Source organism: Streptomyces sp. NPDC017991, assembly GCF_044328075.1.
Classification (GTDB): Bacteria; Actinomycetota; Actinomycetes; order Streptomycetales; family Streptomycetaceae; genus Streptomyces.
In genome coordinates this window covers 94,879-112,851 of record NZ_JBIRGP010000013.1, presented here as the reverse complement: position 1 = coordinate 112,851, position 17,973 = coordinate 94,879, and the positions used below count along the sequence as shown (strand labels likewise).

General features: G+C 64.7%; 20 protein-coding genes. 14 read left to right on the top strand and 6 right to left on the bottom strand.

The features are described 5' to 3' along the window. Nucleotides 1–2 precede the first annotated feature (2 nt). On the bottom strand, nucleotides 3–749 hold the full coding sequence (locus ACH4DZ_RS32755; RefSeq protein ID WP_398291297.1) for a hypothetical protein: 747 nt from the start codon (nucleotides 747–749) through the stop codon (nucleotides 3–5). Between the two features lie 675 nt (nucleotides 750–1,424). Here ACH4DZ_RS32755 and ACH4DZ_RS32750 point away from each other — a divergent pair. Beyond that, nucleotides 1,425–2,168: a hypothetical protein gene (locus ACH4DZ_RS32750; RefSeq protein WP_398291295.1), complete on the top strand. Its 744-nt coding sequence runs from the start codon at nucleotides 1,425–1,427 to the stop codon at nucleotides 2,166–2,168. Nucleotides 2,169–2,221: 53 nt separating this feature from the next. Here ACH4DZ_RS32750 and ACH4DZ_RS32745 read toward each other — a convergent pair whose 3' ends face one another. Next, nucleotides 2,222–3,649, bottom strand: coding sequence for a metallophosphoesterase (locus tag ACH4DZ_RS32745; protein WP_398291293.1), 1,428 nt, complete (start codon nucleotides 3,647–3,649; stop codon nucleotides 2,222–2,224). A 70-nt stretch (nucleotides 3,650–3,719) separates the two neighbouring features. Continuing rightward, on the bottom strand, nucleotides 3,720–4,001 hold the full coding sequence (locus ACH4DZ_RS32740) for a winged helix-turn-helix domain-containing protein (protein ID WP_398291291.1): 282 nt from the start codon (nucleotides 3,999–4,001) through the stop codon (nucleotides 3,720–3,722). A 159-nt stretch (nucleotides 4,002–4,160) separates the two neighbouring features. Between ACH4DZ_RS32740 and ACH4DZ_RS32735 the strand changes: the two genes are divergently transcribed. The 12 genes from ACH4DZ_RS32735 to ACH4DZ_RS32680 all read left to right on the top strand — a co-directional run bounded on the left by ACH4DZ_RS32735 (nucleotide 4,161) and on the right by ACH4DZ_RS32680 (nucleotide 14,173). Continuing rightward, on the top strand, nucleotides 4,161–4,418 hold the full coding sequence (locus ACH4DZ_RS32735) for a hypothetical protein (protein WP_398291289.1): 258 nt from the start codon (nucleotides 4,161–4,163) through the stop codon (nucleotides 4,416–4,418). Next, nucleotides 4,415–4,795: a hypothetical protein gene (locus ACH4DZ_RS32730; protein WP_398291287.1), complete on the top strand. Its 381-nt coding sequence runs from the start codon at nucleotides 4,415–4,417 to the stop codon at nucleotides 4,793–4,795. Before ACH4DZ_RS32735 ends, ACH4DZ_RS32730 begins: the two co-directional genes overlap by 4 nt. Nucleotides 4,796–5,037: 242 nt before the next feature. Then, entirely contained in the window at nucleotides 5,038–5,709 is a 672-nt protein-coding gene (locus tag ACH4DZ_RS32725; RefSeq protein ID WP_398291285.1) for a hypothetical protein, read from the top strand. Further along, entirely contained in the window at nucleotides 5,706–6,794 is a 1,089-nt protein-coding gene (locus tag ACH4DZ_RS32720; RefSeq protein ID WP_398291283.1) for a hypothetical protein, read from the top strand. Before ACH4DZ_RS32725 ends, ACH4DZ_RS32720 begins: the two co-directional genes overlap by 4 nt. Nucleotides 6,795–6,810: 16 nt before the next feature. After that, nucleotides 6,811–7,143 carry a hypothetical protein gene (locus tag ACH4DZ_RS32715; RefSeq protein ID WP_398291281.1) on the top strand — a complete coding sequence of 111 codons (333 nt, stop codon included), beginning with the start codon at nucleotides 6,811–6,813 and terminating at the stop codon, nucleotides 7,141–7,143. Nucleotides 7,144–7,192: 49 nt separating this feature from the next. Then, nucleotides 7,193–9,187 (top strand): hypothetical protein, encoded by a 1,995-nt coding sequence (locus ACH4DZ_RS32710; protein ID WP_398291279.1) that lies wholly within the window; start codon nucleotides 7,193–7,195, stop codon nucleotides 9,185–9,187. A gap of 154 nt (nucleotides 9,188–9,341) precedes the next feature. Continuing rightward, nucleotides 9,342–9,827, top strand: a complete 486-nt coding sequence (locus ACH4DZ_RS32705; protein ID WP_398291277.1) for a hypothetical protein — start codon at nucleotides 9,342–9,344, stop codon at nucleotides 9,825–9,827. A gap of 640 nt (nucleotides 9,828–10,467) precedes the next feature. Further along, nucleotides 10,468–11,505, top strand: a complete 1,038-nt coding sequence (locus ACH4DZ_RS32700) for a hypothetical protein (RefSeq protein WP_398291275.1) — start codon at nucleotides 10,468–10,470, stop codon at nucleotides 11,503–11,505. Between the two features lie 21 nt (nucleotides 11,506–11,526). Next, on the top strand, nucleotides 11,527–12,423 hold the full coding sequence (locus ACH4DZ_RS32695; protein ID WP_398291273.1) for a hypothetical protein: 897 nt from the start codon (nucleotides 11,527–11,529) through the stop codon (nucleotides 12,421–12,423). Nucleotides 12,424–12,436: 13 nt separating this feature from the next. After that, entirely contained in the window at nucleotides 12,437–12,703 is a 267-nt protein-coding gene (locus ACH4DZ_RS32690) for a hypothetical protein (RefSeq protein WP_398291271.1), read from the top strand. 4 nt (nucleotides 12,704–12,707) lie between these two features. Then, the gene (locus tag ACH4DZ_RS32685) at nucleotides 12,708–13,157 is read left to right on the top strand and encodes an RDD family protein (RefSeq protein ID WP_398291269.1); all 450 of its coding nucleotides are present in this window, start codon (nucleotides 12,708–12,710) and stop codon (nucleotides 13,155–13,157) included. 221 nt (nucleotides 13,158–13,378) lie between these two features. Beyond that, a complete protein-coding gene (locus ACH4DZ_RS32680; RefSeq protein ID WP_398291267.1) occupies nucleotides 13,379–14,173 on the top strand; it encodes a hypothetical protein in 795 nt (264 codons plus the stop codon). 20 nt (nucleotides 14,174–14,193) lie between these two features. Here ACH4DZ_RS32680 and ACH4DZ_RS32675 read toward each other — a convergent pair whose 3' ends face one another. The 3 genes from ACH4DZ_RS32675 to ACH4DZ_RS32665 all read right to left on the bottom strand — a co-directional run bounded on the left by ACH4DZ_RS32675 (nucleotide 14,194) and on the right by ACH4DZ_RS32665 (nucleotide 17,479). Further along, nucleotides 14,194–14,886, bottom strand: coding sequence for a hypothetical protein (locus ACH4DZ_RS32675; RefSeq protein WP_398291265.1), 693 nt, complete (start codon nucleotides 14,884–14,886; stop codon nucleotides 14,194–14,196). 49 nt (nucleotides 14,887–14,935) lie between these two features. Continuing rightward, nucleotides 14,936–17,014, bottom strand: a complete 2,079-nt coding sequence (locus ACH4DZ_RS32670; protein ID WP_398291264.1) for a hypothetical protein — start codon at nucleotides 17,012–17,014, stop codon at nucleotides 14,936–14,938. A 63-nt stretch (nucleotides 17,015–17,077) separates the two neighbouring features. Continuing rightward, nucleotides 17,078–17,479, bottom strand: coding sequence for a hypothetical protein (locus ACH4DZ_RS32665; RefSeq protein WP_398291262.1), 402 nt, complete (start codon nucleotides 17,477–17,479; stop codon nucleotides 17,078–17,080). Nucleotides 17,480–17,580: 101 nt separating this feature from the next. On the opposite strand from ACH4DZ_RS32665, the gene ACH4DZ_RS32660 reads away from it, so the two are divergent. Further along, nucleotides 17,581–17,847 carry a WXG100 family type VII secretion target gene (locus tag ACH4DZ_RS32660; RefSeq protein WP_107020882.1) on the top strand — a complete coding sequence of 89 codons (267 nt, stop codon included), beginning with the start codon at nucleotides 17,581–17,583 and terminating at the stop codon, nucleotides 17,845–17,847. Nucleotides 17,848–17,973: the final 126 nt, after the last annotated feature.

Below are 17,973 nucleotides of genomic sequence, written 5' to 3'. Positions count from 1 at the left end.
CGCTAGTTGCCGGGGACCTTGACGAGGGCGACCTGGTTCGCCGCGGCGGCGCGGGTCAGCGCGGCGGCATCGCTCTCGTCGACGGTCACGGTGACGCGCTGGTTGGTGCTGCTGATGGTGCTGTCGCTGCCGTCCGGCACTTTGGTGACGCGGGCGTTGTCGACGATCGGGGTGTCGCCGGAGCCGGTGGAACCGGAGCCCGTCGCGTCGTCCGAGTCCGCGTCGGAGTTGGAGTTGGAGTTCGAGTTCGAGGAGCCGGTGTTGCCGACCTGGTAGGCGGCCACGAGGTCGCCCGGCGCGATGCCCTGCGGGTACTGGCCCTCCTTGAGGGAGAGGCCGACGACGGCCTTGCCGGCCGGGACGCTCGCCTCGGTGCCGAACATCTGGCCGATGACGAGGGTGCCCGCGTAGATCGTGGACTTGGCCTTGAGTCCCCTGAGGGTCTTGAGCTGGGTCCACTTGATGTAGTTGACCCCGGCGTCGTCGGCCACCAGCACCGACTCCACCTTGCCGCCGACGGACTCACCGGCCTGGATGTCGGCCGTCACCTTGACGACCTCGATGCGGTCCCCGGCGCGCAGCACGAGCATGGTCGCCCCGAGCGCACCCACGAGGATCAGCAGCACCGCGAGCGCGGCCAGTGCCGGTTTGCGCTCGCGAGGCGGCGAGGGAAGGCGCTCCCCCATCGTCGGCTGAACCGGCGCGGAGGAACGGTTGCTGCCCGCCCCCGTACGCTCTTGGATCTTCACGCAACCGCTCCCCGTAACCCAAGAAGGTCTTCACCCAAGAAGGTCTTCGTCATTCAGGACACTTGGCACACTTGACGCATTTCGAGCACTGGGCCCTCACCGGGCGTACCGCCCGACCCGGCCGAATAGCCCCCGAAAGACTGCGAAATAGCCCTGGCCGGAACGAGTGTCAAGCCACCGCACCGTATCAGCAGCACATAAGCCCCTCAAGGCGCGACCGCGACCGCGAACCCCACACGCCACGACGTTGTCCACGCGCAACGAGGGGCGTTCGGTTCCCTGCTGAAGAAGGGGCCGCACACGGGGTTCCGGCCGGGGTCCCCACTGTGCACCAGCGAATCATCTGCCGCCGCCCGGCCGGATGTTGGTCACGCTGCGTCCATCATCCCTGCACGACACGCTCACGAGAGGCATGCGGGAGCGTGCGATGATCTTCGGCCACAGGGGGACGGCGGGTGGCTGTCGGTGACGGGGAGTTGATGTGCGGTGACGGGGGCGAAGGTGACGCCTGTCGGCGAGACACCCGAAGAGGTGAAGCCTGCACGGCGAGGAGCCCGCAGGGCCACGAACGGCAACGCCTCCGGAATATCGACGCCGGAGCCGGAGTACGTACAAGCCCTCGCCACCACCCACCAGAACCCGCCGTAAACCAAAAACAAAAGGAGCCAGTCCCCCATGAAGCGAACCGCCGCTCTGGCCGCGTCCGCATTCTCCGTCGCCGTACTGCTCACCGGGCTGACCGCCTGCGGGAGCGGCGACTCGGAGACGGACGCCACTGACAGGCCCGGGGCCGGCGCCACGGCGTCCAAGGCCGAGAAGACGACCCCGGCGGAGCGTCTGTCGAAGCTCATGATCACCACGTCGGAGGCCGGGGGCGGCGACGAGGTCGGGAAACTCTCCACCGAGTACGCCTTCGCCAAGTCGCAGGAAGAGGTGACCGTGGACAAGAAGGCATGCGCCCCGCTGGCGTACGCGCTGAACCAACTCCCGCTGGGCGGGACGACGGCCGACGTCACACGAACCGTGTCGAAGGAGGGTCTCAGCGGCGACGTCACCTACGTCACGCTCAACGCCTACGCGGACGGCGGGGCGGAGTCGGCCATGGCGGACCTGTCCGAGGCGGTGTCCTCCTGCGGCGCCGGGTTCACCGCCGAGGCGAAGGGCAACAGCAGCCCGTACGACTCGGTCGCCGCCGAGCAGACGGACAAGGCGGGCGAGGCGGGCGACGAGTCCCTCGCCTTCAAGTCGACGATGACCGTCCAGGGCACCACGCACACGATGCACTCGGCCGCCGTACGCGACGGCGACGTCGTCGCCGTCTACTTCGCGGTGAACGGCAGGGCGATCGCGGAGGGCCGGCCGAGCGACACGAAGCTCGCGGCGAAGGTGATGGAGACGCAGAACGCGAAGCTGGGCTGACCTGACGGGCCGCGTGCCCTGTGCCCCGTGCCGCATGCCCCGTGTGAGCCGCTTCAGGCGGCGCCGCGCAGGGCGGGCCGCCGTGTCACCGTCGGCGTGATGCCCGAGAGATCGCGTACGACGACGCTGTTGCGGTCGTGGACCGAGCGGCCGAGTGCGTACTGCGGCCACAGGCCCGCCGCGACCCGCCTGCTCCGCTCGCTCCACTCCCGCGCCGGGCCGCTGCTCGCCTTGTAGTAGTTGAGGGCGTAGCCGCCCGTGTGTATCCGCAGCAGGCAGAAACCACCGGGGTACTCCTTCACGGCGCCCACCTCCTGCAAGGTGACGTGCCGTGCCTGCGGGAGGACCGTGCGCTTGTTGCGGTGGGTGTGGCCCGCGTGGTGGAGGAAGACGCCGGGGGCGGCGGCGTACGTGTCGAGGATCGCGCGGGCCTGGCGGCGGTTCAGGCGTTGGCCGCTGGTCACGGGGAACGGCGAGTTGCGTACGGTCAGCGGGTGGTGCCCGAAGACCACCGTGGGCTGGTCCTTGTGCGCCCGCACATCGGCCCGGAACCAGGCGAGTTGCTCGTCGGAGAGCCCACCGGGCCCGGCCCCGTTCCCTCTCTTCTCGTACGTGTCGACTCCGAGGATGCGCAGACCGCCGAGGTCGCGGGAGAAGTACGCGGCCTCCCCGTCGGGTCCGCCGTCGGCGGGGAAGGCGTCCAGGAAGTTGTCCCCGCGCCCTTCTTGCACACCCTGACGACCGCACCGGTCGTGGTTTCCGCGTACGACGAAGTAGTCCTGCCCGTGCGTACCGAAACCGTCCAGCAGGCGTCTTGCCTCCGAGAGGTCCCGCGGTGCCCCGCCGGCGGATATGTCCCCCGCGGCCAGCAGGTGGCGGGCGCCGCGCCGGTGCGCCTCCTCCACCAGCGCCCGGCCCATGATCTCCGGATACGGGCCGAGGCCGAGCCGTTGCGAGATCCCGCGCATCAACGGCACGCCTGTCACCAGCCCGGCGGTGGTCTCACCGAGGTGGAGGTCGTTACAGAGAGCGATCGACAACAGGTGGCGGCCGGGCGGGGGTTGGGGCGTGGTGAAGGAGTACGGGCCCGCGCGGGTGCCGAAGCCGTGGAGGGAGGTGCCGACGGCGTTGCCGCTCACCAGGTGCAGTGGGGTGGGTGTGGCCGCGGAGCCGCGGGAACGGGCCTGGTAGTAGTACGTCTGACCGGGTTCGAGGTCCGTCAGCTCCACGTAGTGGTGAGCGGTGTCTCGGCCCTCGGAGGCGGTCCGGTTCAGATGGGCGGGATGGGTGCCGTAGACGACCTCGCCCTCCGATTCCACACCGGTGTGCCAGGTGATGACGGCCAGGTCCTCGGTGAGGGTCACCAGTTCCAGATTTACGGGGTCGGGGGCGTGAGGGTGGCGCGCCTGCGCCGTACCGCGACGGGCTGCGGAGTGGAGGGCTCGGAGGAGGGCGTGCGGGGCGGCGAGGCAGCATGGCATGCCTGTTTTGTGCCCACGCGTGGTGAACGCGAACGCCTGCGGGGTCCTGCGACCCCCTCTACTGCTCCTGCTACTGCTCCTGGCCGTCGCCTGTCGTCTCGGGGTAGGCGACGAAGGTGCCCTTGGCGGGGAGGGTGATGACGAGGCCGCGGTCGCGGAGTTCGCGGACCGCTCGACGGGCGGTCAGGTAGGCGACTCCGTACTCCGTACCGAGGTCACGCTCTCCGGCCAGCCGCGCTCCCGGCTGCAACTCGCCGGACGCGATCTGGGCGGCGATGTGGTCCGCCACCTGCATATAGACGTACGCGATCTTGTTGGGGTCAATCGGTGAATCGTCTGCTTCTCCTGCCATGCCTACCACCGTAAAACAGCACTGAGCTGCAGTGATGGTCATAGAGCTGCAGACTGCTATGCACTGACATGCGCAGCAATGTAGGCTCACGGCACGAAATACCCCGGCGACGGCGCGACCCGTCCCGGGGCATGGCCAACGCTTACTAGGAGCGTCAACGTGCTGGACCTTACTCTCCGCCTCCTCGCCAGGGTGCTGGACCTGTGCACCCCGCGCCCGCGCGGCCGTCACCGACTGGGAGCACTCCCGCCCCTCCGGTTCGTCCCGGTCCCACCACCCCGCTTCAGCTCCATCCGAGGTGACCGCACAGCAGACCACCGCCGCCAACGCGAACGCCGTCGCGCCCTCTACCTCGCGACGGTGGGCATCGACGTCGGCCCGGACCGTATCCACGGCGTCCCGGTGGCCGCCCGATGACGCGCCCCGCGGTGCGGATGTGCGCCCGCTGCCACCGGGTGACGGCCCAGCCGGTACTGGTCCACGAGGTACACGCGGCGACGGGCCCCGGCTTCAACGTCTACGCGTGCCCGGAGTGCGCGGACCAGTACCCGCCGATGACGGACGTACTGGAACTCGCCGGGCCCCGCCGCCAGGGCACCCGCCTCACCCTGCGGGTCTACACGGTCGACGCGCAGGGCACCGTGACCGGGGAGCGAAGCAGGGTCGAGATCCGGACCGCCGGAGGGGCGGGCCCGCTACCGCCACCACTGCCGCAGACGTCGGCGTACCCACCCTGCAGATGCCCGCGCTGCCGAACGCCGGAGCGCGGCGCGGCGGCGGCCCAGCAGAACTGAGACGCCTCGGGCCCCGGACGCATGCCGCTGCCCGGGGCCCGAGCCACAGGTGGAGGCCATATCCGGGGGTGTGTCCGGGTCCGCTGTGCACTCAGACACGATCGGGTCACTTACGCCAATCGGCTTGCCCCGATTCCTCCAGGTCCGACCGGCCGTACAAGGAAGTTCGCGGTAGCGAAAGCGTTCGCCCCACGGATACCGTCGTGGCTCTTGAATGCATCTAAATCTCACGGGGGTTCACTGTGAAGCGCCGATCTTTGCCCGTTGCTGCCGCGCTCGCCGCGACCGCAGCTCTCCTACTGACGGCGTGCGGCGGGGGCGAGGACGACAAGTCCAGCGACAACGACAAGATCGCGGGCGCCGACCAGGGCTCGAAGAAGCCGACGAAATCGGCGGAGCCGGCGGGCGCGGCGTCGGACAAGCCGGACGGTGTGGACGTATCCCTGCCCAAGGACATGAACCTGGTCTTCGACTGGGACAAGCCGAAGGCGAAGAACGAGGCGGCGGCGATGGATGATGCCGCGAACTATCTCCGCGCCATCTACCGGGGGGTGGACAAGCGCACGGCGGAGGACGCGGCCGTGACCGCGTACTCCACGGGCGACGGGCTGCACTACGCGCAGGTGCAGATCGGCGAGTGGATCAAGGGCGGCTGGACCGGCACCGGCACTCGCCGTCACTTCGACGTCACCACTCGCTCGACCGCGAACGGCAACTCGGTAGAGGTCGCGTTCTGCTCGGATGCCAGCAAGTTCTACGGCAAAGAGGTCAAGACCGGGAAGGTCCTGAAGACCGAAGCCAGCCCCAAGGACTTCGGCTACTACAAGATCATCATGGTCAAGTACCCCACGAGCGACGGCCTGTGGCAGGCGTCCAAGGTGTTCGTCGAGACGAAGGCGGCGAAGTGCCAGTGATCTCAACACGACGTACTGCTCTGGGCAGCACTGCCGCGCTGACGCTCGTACTCAGCCTCCTGTCCCTCACAGCGCCAGACGCGGCGGCCGATCCGGTGGACTACGACAAGGGTGGCTCCCAGACAGAAACGGGCGGCAGCGACAGCAACGGCAGCGGCATCTACGCCGCCGCCAGCGTCCAGTACTCCGGAGCCGTGGCCAAGAGCGGCGGCGCCGGCAACGTATCGTCCGCGGACGTCAACTGGACGCCGCCGTCCTGCTGGTACGCCCCCTACATGGGCGCCAAGGACTTCAAGAAGAAGATGTCCGAGAGCCTGAAGTCCCAGATGGGCAAGCCCGGCATGACCGGCCACGCCGGTGCGGCACTGAGCGAGACGCAGCGCCACTACGAGGACGACTACGGCTGGACCGACACCCCCGGCTACAAGGACTACAACGTCGACAAGGACGGCGAGGGGATGTTCTGGGCCGGCGTCGAGAACCCGAACGAGCCGGACTACCTCAAGCGCACGTCGTGCAGCGAACTCCCCTTCTGGGTCGACAACGGCGAGGCCCCGCCCGCGCGGTACGAGCAGGCCATCACTCCGGAGATGCTGGCGGCACTGGCGTACCAGCACATGGAGTTGCCCGGCACCAAGGTGACACTGGCGCCCGAGGCGATCACCAAGGTGAACCTGCCGACGTGGGCGTGGCTGGACGAGGCCGTGTTCGACGAGGTCCAGGCAACGGCGGCGATCAACGTGCCGGGGTTCGCCATCACCGCGACCACGACAGCGAAACCCAAATCCCTGACGCTGAGCCCGGGCACGGCGGACGCGACGACGATCCCCGCAAACGGCGGCTGCCCCATAGTCAACGGCAAGATCGGCGAGCCCTACGCCAAGGGCAAGGCCGGGGAGACACCACCCTGCGGGATCATCTACCGCCGCTCCTCCGGCGGCGCCACACTCCCCCTCAAGGCAGCCCTCACCTGGGAGATCAGCTGGACGGGCACGGGCCAGGCGGGAGCAATAGGCATGCCGGACGGCACGATCGAGGCCACCCAGAACATCACGGTGGAGGAAATCCAGTCGGTGAACCGCTGACTGACGGGGGAGCGAAATGGCGGCGGACGACGCCAAGCCAAAGCAGGACAACCCGGAACGGGAACGTCTGCAGCGATTGAAGCGGGAGCTTGAGAAGGAACGGTCCGACCTGGTCGACGCCCTGAAGAGGGGGGCGAGGGACATCGGCAAGGGCGGCCGGGACTCAACGAAGTCCTGGGTGGGCAAGACGGCCGACAAGTGGCACGGCGATGTCGTCGGCCACCGCAGGACCGTACGAGCCCGTATCGACAAGGTGCTTACGGACATCCAGCGCGAGATCGACCGTATGCCAGAGAAGGTCACGCCCGAGGAAGCCGGCGCGATGAACCGCAACAGGCGAATGTACTGAATGCGGCTGAGGGTCGGTAGCGGGTGCGCTGCGAACGGGGATGGTGGGCATGGACAAGGCTGACAGCTCAAGCGGTGGGAGTGTCTTCTCGGGCATTGACCCCGACGCACTCAAGGGCACGATCGACTCCGTACGACGGGACCAGGAAAAACTCCAGGACCGAGCGTCCTACTACAAGACGGAACTCGCCTACTACGGCGTGGGCGCCGAGGAGTTCCAGGACATCCTGCACGTGGCGAGCTGGGCCCGGGACGAACTGCCCATGCTGAAGAGGCGCTACCACCTGTCCATGAACCTGGACAACAGCCCCTTTTCCGCCTTCAAGGGCATGGTGCAGATCAACGAGGCAAACGTGACCCGAGCCGCCAACGCGGCAGCGGCCAAGGATGCCAAGCGAGCGACGAAGCTCGCGAAGAAGGACCCCGAGGACCTCACCCCGGAGGAACTCGACGAACTGAACACCCTCTTCGCCCTCAACCACGACCAGTACCCCTTCGCCGAGAAGGTCGTAGGGGCCCTGGGAGCGGAAAAGACGCTGCGGCTCTGGTACGGGATGAGCAACCTGGGCAGCGCTCCCGGATACGGCCGCCCCTCGGACTTCAAGAGCTCGGACGCCCTCGTCGAGGTGCAGAAGAACCTGAGCCTGACCGTGGCGGCGGCGACCAACTCCGACGCGCCGGCGATGGTGCGGTGGAAGAAGGACATGGTCGCGCTCGGCGACAACCCGATCGCAGAACCGGGCCCTCCCCCGTACGGCAGCTCCGGCGGCCCCAAGGGCTTCCTCGTCATGAGCAACCTCATGCGCTTCGGCGACTACGACGACAAGTTCCTCGAAAACTACGGAACAGCACTGGTCAAGGAAGACAAGCGGCTGGCGGACGGCCCCTGCCCCGGCTGGGGAGCCACGGGCAGGCTCAACCACGTGGGCAACGACAAGGGCAACGACCCTCTCACGGGTTACATGAAGGCCCTGTCGAACAGCCCGGCCGCGGCAACGGTGTTCTTCACAGCGAAGCAGAAGAACGACGCAGGCAAGCCGGAATCGAACTTCAAGTACCTCTTCGAGACCCGCGAGTGGCCGAACGACAGCAAACCGGGCGAGGAAAGCGTGACAGGCCGCAACTCCCTGGGCCACGCACTAGAAGCAGCAATGACGGGCCACCGCCCGGGCGAAGAGGCCACAACAGAAAACGCAAAACACTCAAAGCCCCAGGCAGCCTTGTTTTCATCCCTGGTGAGATCGGTATCCGAGGACCAGGACCGCCTACGCAATCATGAGTACCTGTCGGACAGCTTCGCGAACATCTCCGCCGAGTACATGCCCGAATTGTACCTATCGCTGGATCCCGACGAGGAAAACGGGGCCAAGCTCTTCCGGACCCCAGGCGCCACAACTTCTATCAACAAGTACGACACCATGCGCTTTATGCATACAGTATCCCGCAACAAGGAGGGGTACGACAGGCTCAACATCTCTCAGCACGCTTATGCTGCCGCGCTGATGGAGGCTTGGGTGAGGCGTCCAAATCCAGAATATGACCTGTCAGTCGACGAGGTTATCCAGAAAATCGCCTACGACACCGGTATCGCACAGGGCGTAATCGCCGGAGGTCTGCTTTTTCAGGCCGACGAGAACGGCGCTGAGGCGGCCGCACAAGACGACGCCTGGAAAGCCCACGCAAGCACGTGGGGAGGCTCCTTGGTCGGCAGCGCAACAACCCTCGCAACAGCATCATTCACCGGCCCTGGCGGTGTCGTCGCAGGCGGCTTGGCCGGAACAGCTGCCGCAGAGATCTTCGCGGGCATCCTCGACGGCTTTGACGACGACGGCGAGGACCGCAAGAAGCAGGTCTATGAGAACGTAAAGCGCGCAGATCAGATCGAGGAATCGGCCATCCGTACCACCCAGGAGTCCGTCAAAGCAGCCACCGGCGACGAAGGGGACGAATCCAGAGCGGGCGAGCAGGCAAGCAAGGGATTCAACGACGCCGATGCACTTATCGCGAAAAGTAAGACCACCGATAACCCCTCCAACGGCGAATAGGTGATGAAATTTGACGAACCCTACTAAGCGATATTACACCCGTAGACCTGTCATTTACGGAGCCCTGATTGCGTCTGGGGCTCTTGCTCTACTAATCACATACCTGCTCGGAGCCTTCGAGGAGCGTGGACACGTTCAGGCCGACGATGTGTGCATGCACGTGCCTGATAGGAAAAAGACCGCTGAAATTTTCAACTCTGTGCTGCCTCAGGCTCCCAAGTACAGCTTCGACGGGACTTGGAGGCCGGACCGGGACTGGGGATTCAGGAGCACCTGCACCGTAACTGGTGATGGCAAAGAATCCCTGCTCATCCTGACAGCCGAGATGGGATCCGCGAGGCCTTGGCAGCGATGGGCGGGGACAGAAATCCCGCCGAACTCCGGGGGCAAGCACACCTACTTCGAGGCCGGCCTCAAGGGCGTCTCCAATTCGGAAGTGGCCGCGATCTGGGTCCCCTGCTACGCCAAGGAGAAGGCCAGCAAGAAACCCTGGAACATGACCGTCCTCGCCGACGCCCTGAAGCCCCTCGAAGCCTCGGACGAAAAAGCACGCCAGACCCTAATCGACCTGGCAACAGACTTCGCCCGCCAAGCCCACAAGGACGCGAAGTGCGATCTTCCGTCCAAGCTCCCGAGCTGAGGGCGGGAAGGCGCCGAAACCCTACTTACCGGGGAACGTCCAGACGCACGGCTCCCCACCACCAACTTCGAGTTCGCCGGGATCAGATACGACTCGCGCAGGACACGGCCCTCGCCCCGCGTCCAGCTCTCGATGTCGTACAGGTACTCCCATGCCGCGCGCGTCGCCGGCCGCGCCGATGAGCAGCGCTCCGCGCTTCCCGCCGGACCGGATCGCACTGTGCAGGCAAGCAAAGAGAGCCGCACCGCACTGCGGCACAGCACCTCCATGCGGCGACCGCGACACCGCGACGCACCCCCTGCCGACGAGCCCCGCCCCGTGGCCCTACCCACGATCGCACCACGCGCACTCACCACTTGCCCTGATTCATCCAGATCCACCCGGCCCTACAAGGAACTTCGCTGTAGCGAAACCGATCGCCCCACGGATACCGTCATTGCTCTTGACTGCATCTTTGTCTCACGGGGGTCACTGTGAAGCGCCGCTCCTTGCCCGTCGCCGCCATGCTCGCCGCGAACGACGAGTCCGGCGACGCGGCAGCATGAGCCCGGGCCGGCCACCCCGTGCTCCGAAGAGCCATGTCACCACGCTTCGGCAGGACCGCATCGCGCCCTAGAGCAAACCAGAAAAGGATCGATCAGTGGGCTTCAAGGGAATGAACGACGTCCAGGCGCCGAAACTGGCAGCCGCCGTCGACGTACTGGGAGGGACACTCTCCATCCAGGGCGGCTTGATCAGCAACATTCTCGCAAAATGGGACGCGAAGGCGGAAGGCGTCTCCGACTTCCCCAAGAAGGCATCCTGGGCGCAGGACGAGGCCAAGGACATCCGTCGCCGGCTGGGGCTGTCCCTGGACGACCCGGAGGCGGTGCTCACTTTCGCCGGTCTCGCCGGCGCACTGGAGACGTGGAAGGAGTTCAAGGAGGGCACCCTAAAGGACATCAAGACGCCCTTCAAGATACTCAAGATCCCCACGGCGATCGAAGCCTCGATGCACCTCTACCAGAGGTGGGCCCAGGGGCAGAACGTGGCGGGCGCACGCGCCGTATGGGAACTCAACAAGTACTTCGGCTCACCGGCTGCGCGCACCGCCGCAAAGCGCGGCGAACTCCTGCAGGAGCTCCTCAAGGACCAGAAGATCCGCAACTGGTACAAGGAGCCCTGGAAGTGGCAGCAGGCAGTCCGGAACACCGCCATGCGCCTCAAGATCCCCTACGCCGCGAAGCTCTTCGCCAAGGCGCCCGGCACCGGCTTCCTCGCCACGCGTGTCTTTCTTCCACTGGCCGTCGTGAGCGGCGTCAAGGAGATGTTCCTCCCCACGCACGAAGGCGCCCAGGGCTGGGCAGACCGGGGCATGGGAGGCGTCCAGGCCGCGGGCGCCGTGGCCGTGTTGGGCGGCGCGGGCATGGCCACGGCCCTGGGAGCGTCCGCCGCCGTGGCCGCCGCGGTGCCCGTCGTAGGCTGGGTCGCTCTTGGCGTGGCCGGGGCCTACTTCCTGGGCAGTTGGGCCTGGGACAAGTGGGGCGACGACATCAAGGACGGCGCCAAGGAGGCCTGGAAAGCCACCAAGGAGTGGGGCAACGACATCAAGGACAAGGGTGCCGAGATCGTCGACGGAGCCAAGAGCGCCGTCACCAACCTGGTCCCCAACGCCATCCGCAAATACAGCTTCTGGTAAGCGAGCATCGGATTAACAGTCATGAAAAGCCCTGAAATCGACATGGACCTCCAGGAGTTCCGCGGAATTCTGGCCGAGGCGCTCTCCGAAGGAGGAACCCAGCCCCTCCTGCGGCTCACCGACGAAGAGATCGCCATCCTCGACCCCGACTCATTGACCGAGTGCGTCGCCCCCACGCCTCGGATCAGTGCGCTCTCCGGCCAGGAGCGCGAATGGGTCTACGCCACAGCACTACGGTCCCTCGTCTCGCGTGAGGCGGTGGAGATCGCCAACATCGACGAACTCGACGCCGTGCTGCGAGCGGCGTTCGGGAACTCCGGGGCCGACGACCCGAACTCCGCGTCCGGCGACGGCCCGGACCCCCGTTCCATCCCGTCAGGGGTGGACCTCGACATGCGCATCACCCCCGAGGTGAGCCTCGCCCTTACCCTGCGGCGAACCGCCGCCCGCGCGCTGGCTGTCGAACAGCACACGTCGAGCGGCGTCACGCACATGCTGGTCTACATACACGCCGAGGACCTCTACCTCGTGGAGCGCGTGACGGGCGGCGGCCTGCACATGTTCACCCTCGCCAGTTCCGCCAAGGACGCGGCGAAGATGGTGCAGCTCTTCATCGACCCCTTCGAGGTGGCCGACAAGGACGGGCGCGTCCAGCAGATCACTCCCGAGCAGATCGGCGAGGACAACGTCGGCCGCCCCCTCGGCGAGGCCATCAACAACGCGCTCGTCGTCGGCCAGACCGTGCTCCTCGCCGACGCCCCGGGCCCCCTCCTGACGACGTACGCCACCGACAGGGCCCTGTGGACGGTGTACGTCGAGAAGCCGAACGCCCCTACCGGCATCGAGGCCCGCCCGGTCAGCAGGACAACACTGCGCGCCATGATCGCCAAGTTGATCACCCCGGCCACCCAGAGCTGAAGAAGGCGGAAACATGTCCAGAGAGAGCGACTGCCGAGAGGACGTACGTCTCCTCAAGAAGTACGCGGACGAACTTGAGCGCTCCGTCGACAACGTCCAGAACCTCTGTGGCACCGACACCTGGAAGGGCCCCAAGAGCGAGCGCTTCCGTGGCGAGTGGTCCGGCCACAAGAAGCAGATCACCGACGCCGTGGCCAACGCCCGGGCGGCGATAGACAAAGCGCTCAAACGCGTGGAGCAGGAAGAGGCGGACAAGAAGAAGACGGGAACCGGAAGCTAGCGCCGTGGCCAACCAGCAACGCACCCCGACTCGCGTCCCGGCCCCCACGCCGGTACGCCGGATCACCGCGGCGACCGTCGACGCGGTCACCGCCCTGGTGTGCGGCCTCGCCGCCGGAGCCGCGGCCGGCCTGAAGGTGGTCGACGGAGTGGTCGAACTCCGGCCCGCGTCCCCCGCGGTGTGGGGCGCGGCGCTCGGCACGGCCTTGGGCGTCTCCTTCGTGAACCACGTCCTGCTCACGCTGGCGATCCGGGCCAGCCTGGGCAAGCTGATGACGGGCCTGCGCGTGGTCCGCGCCTCCGACAGTGGCCGCCCCGGCTTCCTCCGCCTCATCGGCCGCTGGCTCTTCGGCTTCTACTGGACGGTCGTGTTCGTACCTATCCATCTGGCAACGGACAGCGACGTCGAACAGCAGGACGCGGTGGGACTACGTATCGTGCGCCGGAAGGGCTGACCGAGGATCGCCAACGCTTCTGGCGTCCACATCATCGAACGGATCGGAACGAGATGCGTCACAGCCGAGCGATGGTCGCGGCACTGTCCATCGCAGCTCTCGCCTCTTGCACGAGCGAGAAGCCGCAGGACGGGGGTCAACCCTCCACAAGTCCCGTACGGATGAAGATTGAAGGTTCGTCCGACTTCGTGAGGGGAGAGCCGGGACCACTTGCTCTCGCAGTGGACAACAGCGAGTCGAGACGAAGCAACGTCGACGTCAGCCTTTCCCTCAGCTTGGAGCACGCGCCCAAGGGCGACGTCGCCATTGAGTACCAGGACCTCGGATCCTCTTCCTGGAAGAATCTCCGCCTCTCGCCGAAGGCCACCGGCGGGAAAGAGGACCTCAGCGGCACGTTCCAGACCGCACTGCCCTCAGGTCGCAGCACACTCAACCTTCGCCTGACCCCCGGAATGCGTCCCACAGACAGCGGTCAGTCCATCGACGTGACCGCCAGGATAATCAAAGCACGCACGTCACTGGCCGTCGCCCGCGGCTCAGCACGATTGACCAATTTTCAGGTCGAGAGGACTTCCGGAGCCGAGTACGTGCAGCGAGGTGGCGGCTGGTCCGAATACGACTTCTCGGTGAAGAACCAGTCCGCGGTGGACTACCCGAAGATCCAGATCCTGGCCTTCCTGTGCGAAGAAGTCGAAGGCGACTGCAGTGCAGCCGAGTCGACCTCCGCTCTGTCTGTCCAGTGGAAGACAGCGAATGGCTGGAAGGACTTGGAGATTCCCCCACCCGGCCCCACTCCGACCTCCGATGCCGTCCAGAGTCTGGAGGATGAAGCGGCACTCGTCTCCGACATCCCCCTGTCACGCGACGAAACCAAGCCTCTGCATTTCCGGATCAAGGAAACAGGAGATCTTCGCGCGGGCTCATGGCAGGGGCAGATTCAACTCACGGCACGTCTCAAGGGAGCCAAATCCACCACTGCACTGAGCTCTGAAGGTATCGCGTTCCACGTCAAATGACGTCCACCAGGGACAGCCCGTCAGCTCGCCACTTTATCCAGCTTCTGAAACTGCTTTTCAATGATCTGCTTCGGCACGGCGACGAATTCATGTGCATACTGAGTTGCCGCAGAGATTCTGATCAGAGTCGCCCTTTCACGCATCACGACATACCGAATCTTCATGCCCGCCTGATACTCGAACAGGATATTAATTTCACCGTCGGACGACGACTTGTCGGACGTGATCCGACGCACCTTGTTCGTCTGACCCGAGTACGTGAGATCGAATCCCGAAGAACAGGCTGAGACAGCGGTCTTGAGCTCCTTCAATGCGTCCTCGGCCGCCGACCCCGACTCAGCACTTGTCAAAATGAGCTGGTAGCTCGCATCCGGTTTCTCACTCTTGGTGATGCTCTGCCGTGCCGAGCGTTTGTCATAAGCCGAGATCTCGGGAGCAATGGCGAACACCACAATGGGCTGACAGGCCTTCTTGTCCGCTCGTGCCGAATTGTCTGTCTTAGCACGTGATTCGTCGAAGAACTTGTATCCCGACACATCTCCCTGACTCAGCACCGCGCGGGAGATCTGCGACTTGCTCAGCGGTTCTGCCCCTGCCTCATCCCCGCACGCCGCGGCCCCGAACAATACAGCGGCAAGGGACATCAGCGCAATGGCTTTCCGGCCAACGACCGGTGCCATCCCTTTGGGATTCCTTGCCTTTTCCTCGAACACACTGCCTCCGATTTTTGCCTCTATACCGAGAAATACTTGCTGTACATCACTAGCCGTTCTGGCCGGGCCAGTCCCAGGCGTTGCGGCCGTCGGAAAACGGCGTGTACACCTTCTGGACCACGGCAGGGTCGCGCAGCCATTCGCCATAGGCCGTGCGCTGCGTGGGCGACATCTTTTCCGGATCCATCACGACTCCATCCTTCGTCAGGAAGTTCCGCGACGAGTCTCCCTTGATGTATTCCTTGGGGTTCCCGGTGTACGTCTCATGACTTCCGTCGACCTTCCACACCTCGACTTCAGGAATGTAGCGCGCGTCGAATCCTCCATTCTTCTCGCGAAGGAGATCGTTCGCCTGATCCTGGTACGAGGTCTGCCAGCTCGTGTCGATGGTCGCCTTCTTCACGCCGTCGATCTGATGCCGAAGCTCAGCCGGTGCATCCGATGCGTCGACATGGACTCCTTGCTTGATCCAACCCGTGAGAATGTCTGATCCCATTCCATAGGCAGCCCCGATCGCAGCGCCCTTGGCACCCGCCACCCCCGCTCCGCCGGTAGCGCCCATGGCCACCCCCGTCACCTTGTCGATCAGGCCGTCGCGGAATGCGTTGGTGTCCGCAACCCACTTGTCCCTCTCGGCGCCCAGTTGATCGGCAACAGTACGCATGTTCTCGTAGTAGAAGCGTTGCATCATCCCCTTCTGAGCCGAGATGTATCGCACCGAGTCACCCGTACGATCCGGATTGATGTCATTCTCCTGCGCGATCATCTTCTGGTTGTAGCCCTGGAAGAGCGCTCCGATGATTCCAGCGCCCTTGGGGTCACGACCGGCTTCCACCGTCAGCGCTCCCCACATGTCCTGAGACAGCTCCAGTCCTGCACGCTTCTTGTCCTGACCGGCGAAGTAGGACTTGTCACTCCACTCCTTGCCGCCACTCCACAGGTCGTTGCTAACAGGTGACGTCACACTGTGCTCGACGTCTTTCCAGTAAGAGGTCATGATGCTGGTGTAAACGGCGGACGTACCATCGATCGGATGTACGTCCTTCAGGTCACCTTTGCTGTGCTGATAATTTTCGTAGATCAGGCGTGCCGCATTCTTTTCTGCCAGCGCCGGGTTGTCCTTCCGCAAGGTCACACTGCCCGCGTGCAAGATGTTCAGGAAGGCCACTCCACGCTCTTTTGGTTCATCGACCTTCCAGGGGCCGGTGGAGTACAGCATCGACTGGACGCCGTCCGCATTGTGATTCATCCACTCGCCGGATGCTTCCGGGTTCCGCGAGATGGCGTCGAACAGCTGCTCGTAACTGTCCTTCCCCCACTCCCCTTCTCCCATTCCGTTGTTGCCGAGGAACTGGTTCTCGTTGGTCTTCATGTCCTTACTGAACACACGATCACCGAACGCCACCAGGAAATCCTTGTCGTGTGACCCACCACGGAGCAGTGGCGTCAGGCGGTCCGGCCGGAATCCAAAGTGCTCGTCGAGCGCGGAGTCGTCGAACCATTTGTTCCACGCCCGCTGCTTCTCCTTGGGCGTCTTGCCCTCGAAAGCTACCTTCGTGTACGTACCGAAGGTGTCGGCGATAGTTTCGCGATCCTTTTCCCTCTGGTCCGCGTCATCCTTGTAAGCATCACTGTTACGGTCCCCCATCTCCTGGGACATCCACAACAGGCTTCGCGACCCGAGGGCGTCGTAGAACGACTTCACGTAGTCCGCGTCCGCCTTGTTAGCTCGCAAGTCAGCGAACATCTCGGGAGTGATTTCCTTCCCGTTCTCAAGCCGCTTCTTGAAGTCGTCGCCCAGCTTCTTCCCATTCGCCACCGACTGCTTCGTCTGGCCGACCATGCTTTCCTTGATCCGTACCATTCCCTTGTAGCCGTGGCCGTACTTCTCGTCCTCGGCGATGGAGAGGTGGTGGCGGCGTCTGAGCATGGGGAGCTGGTTCTCGGACCAGCCGGCGATGGCGAGCAGCTCGGTCAACGGCTCCGTTTCGACTCCGTAGCGTTCGAAACTTGACTTGATCCACGTCGCGCTGGACTTCAGCTTCTCCTGGTCCTTCTGGAGAGACTGGATCGTCTTGGCCAGCTGCTCCGGATCGATACCGGAGAACCCGTCCTCATCGCCCGCCATGAAAATGTCCCCCGATTGGTGCAGTTGCTACAGTTTGTTCAGTGTCAGCGCTGCTCTGCGGCGTCAACGCAAATCCATCCGCATCATCTTCGCCTCGGACGGCGACACCTTCTCCGGAAGGGAGTCGATCCTCCTCTGCACCGCAGGGATGAGCTTGTCGATCTCCCTGAGCATGCGGCCCCGGTTGCCCTCGATTTCGTCGTGCCACTTGTTGGCCGTCTTGCCCACCCAGGACTTCTTTTTGTCGCCAACGTCCTGAGATGCGGACTTCAGGCATTTTTTGAGCTCCTTGACCTCCTCCACGAGATTGCTCTTCAGCACCTCAAGCTGGGTTCGATAAGGGTTATCGACCTTCGGCTGCTCGTTCGTATCCCCCACTTGCGCCTCCAGTGCGGCATCAAGTTGCAGTTCGGAAATTTTTATCGTCGACAGGGAACCAAGAATAAGGAGCTTCCAGTACCACAAGCAAGGAGCCTTGAGCCGATGACGTGGCTACACCCATTGCGATAGCATCGGGTCCGGCGGACGGAAGGTTCGTCTGGCTATCGATACACGGGGAGGCAGTCATGACGCTAAAGGGCGCAGATACCACACGACTCCGGAGTCTTTCCACCACCTTCAAGACTCAGCACGGCAACCTCGACGACCTGATTCGTGCCATCTCGACGGGTACGAGTCACAGTGAGGAGTTCTGGAAGGGCGGCCGAGCCAACCGATTCCGGGAGGAATGGGACAAGCTCAAGCCGCAGCTGCAGAACTTTGTCACGTCTCTTGAGAATGCCCGCAAGGAGACCAGCGACGCCGCCCAGGCGAACGACACCATCAACGACTAGGTGAGCGACAGTCGTTGAAGCGACAGTCGTTGATGTGGGGGGAGTCGACCCCACTTCGCGCACACGTATTCGGGCCGGGCAACCTACGGGGTTGCCCGGCCCGAACGCGTTGGTCGTCGGCCACTC

Bases quoted from the DNA above. Each gene is read 5' to 3' on its own strand.
- ACH4DZ_RS32750 (WP_398291295.1), top strand. From the start codon at position 1,425: ATGAAGCGAACCGCCGCTCTGGCCGCGTCCGCATTCTCCGTCGCCGTA.
- ACH4DZ_RS32670 (WP_398291264.1), bottom strand. From the start codon at position 17,014: ATGGCGGGCGATGAGGACGGGTTCTCCGGTATCGATCCGGAGCAGCTG.
- ACH4DZ_RS32710 (WP_398291279.1), top strand. From the start codon at position 7,193: ATGGACAAGGCTGACAGCTCAAGCGGTGGGAGTGTCTTCTCGGGCATT.
- ACH4DZ_RS32690 (WP_398291271.1), top strand. From the start codon at position 12,437: ATGTCCAGAGAGAGCGACTGCCGAGAGGACGTACGTCTCCTCAAGAAG.
- ACH4DZ_RS32730 (WP_398291287.1), top strand. From the start codon at position 4,415: ATGACGCGCCCCGCGGTGCGGATGTGCGCCCGCTGCCACCGGGTGACG.
- ACH4DZ_RS32705 (WP_398291277.1), top strand. From the start codon at position 9,342: ATGCACGTGCCTGATAGGAAAAAGACCGCTGAAATTTTCAACTCTGTG.
- ACH4DZ_RS32740 (WP_398291291.1), bottom strand. From the start codon at position 4,001: ATGGCAGGAGAAGCAGACGATTCACCGATTGACCCCAACAAGATCGCG.
- ACH4DZ_RS32695 (WP_398291273.1), top strand. From the start codon at position 11,527: ATGAAAAGCCCTGAAATCGACATGGACCTCCAGGAGTTCCGCGGAATT.
- ACH4DZ_RS32745 (WP_398291293.1), bottom strand. From the start codon at position 3,649: ATGCCATGCTGCCTCGCCGCCCCGCACGCCCTCCTCCGAGCCCTCCAC.
- ACH4DZ_RS32660 (WP_107020882.1), top strand. From the start codon at position 17,581: ATGACGCTAAAGGGCGCAGATACCACACGACTCCGGAGTCTTTCCACC.
- ACH4DZ_RS32715 (WP_398291281.1), top strand. From the start codon at position 6,811: ATGGCGGCGGACGACGCCAAGCCAAAGCAGGACAACCCGGAACGGGAA.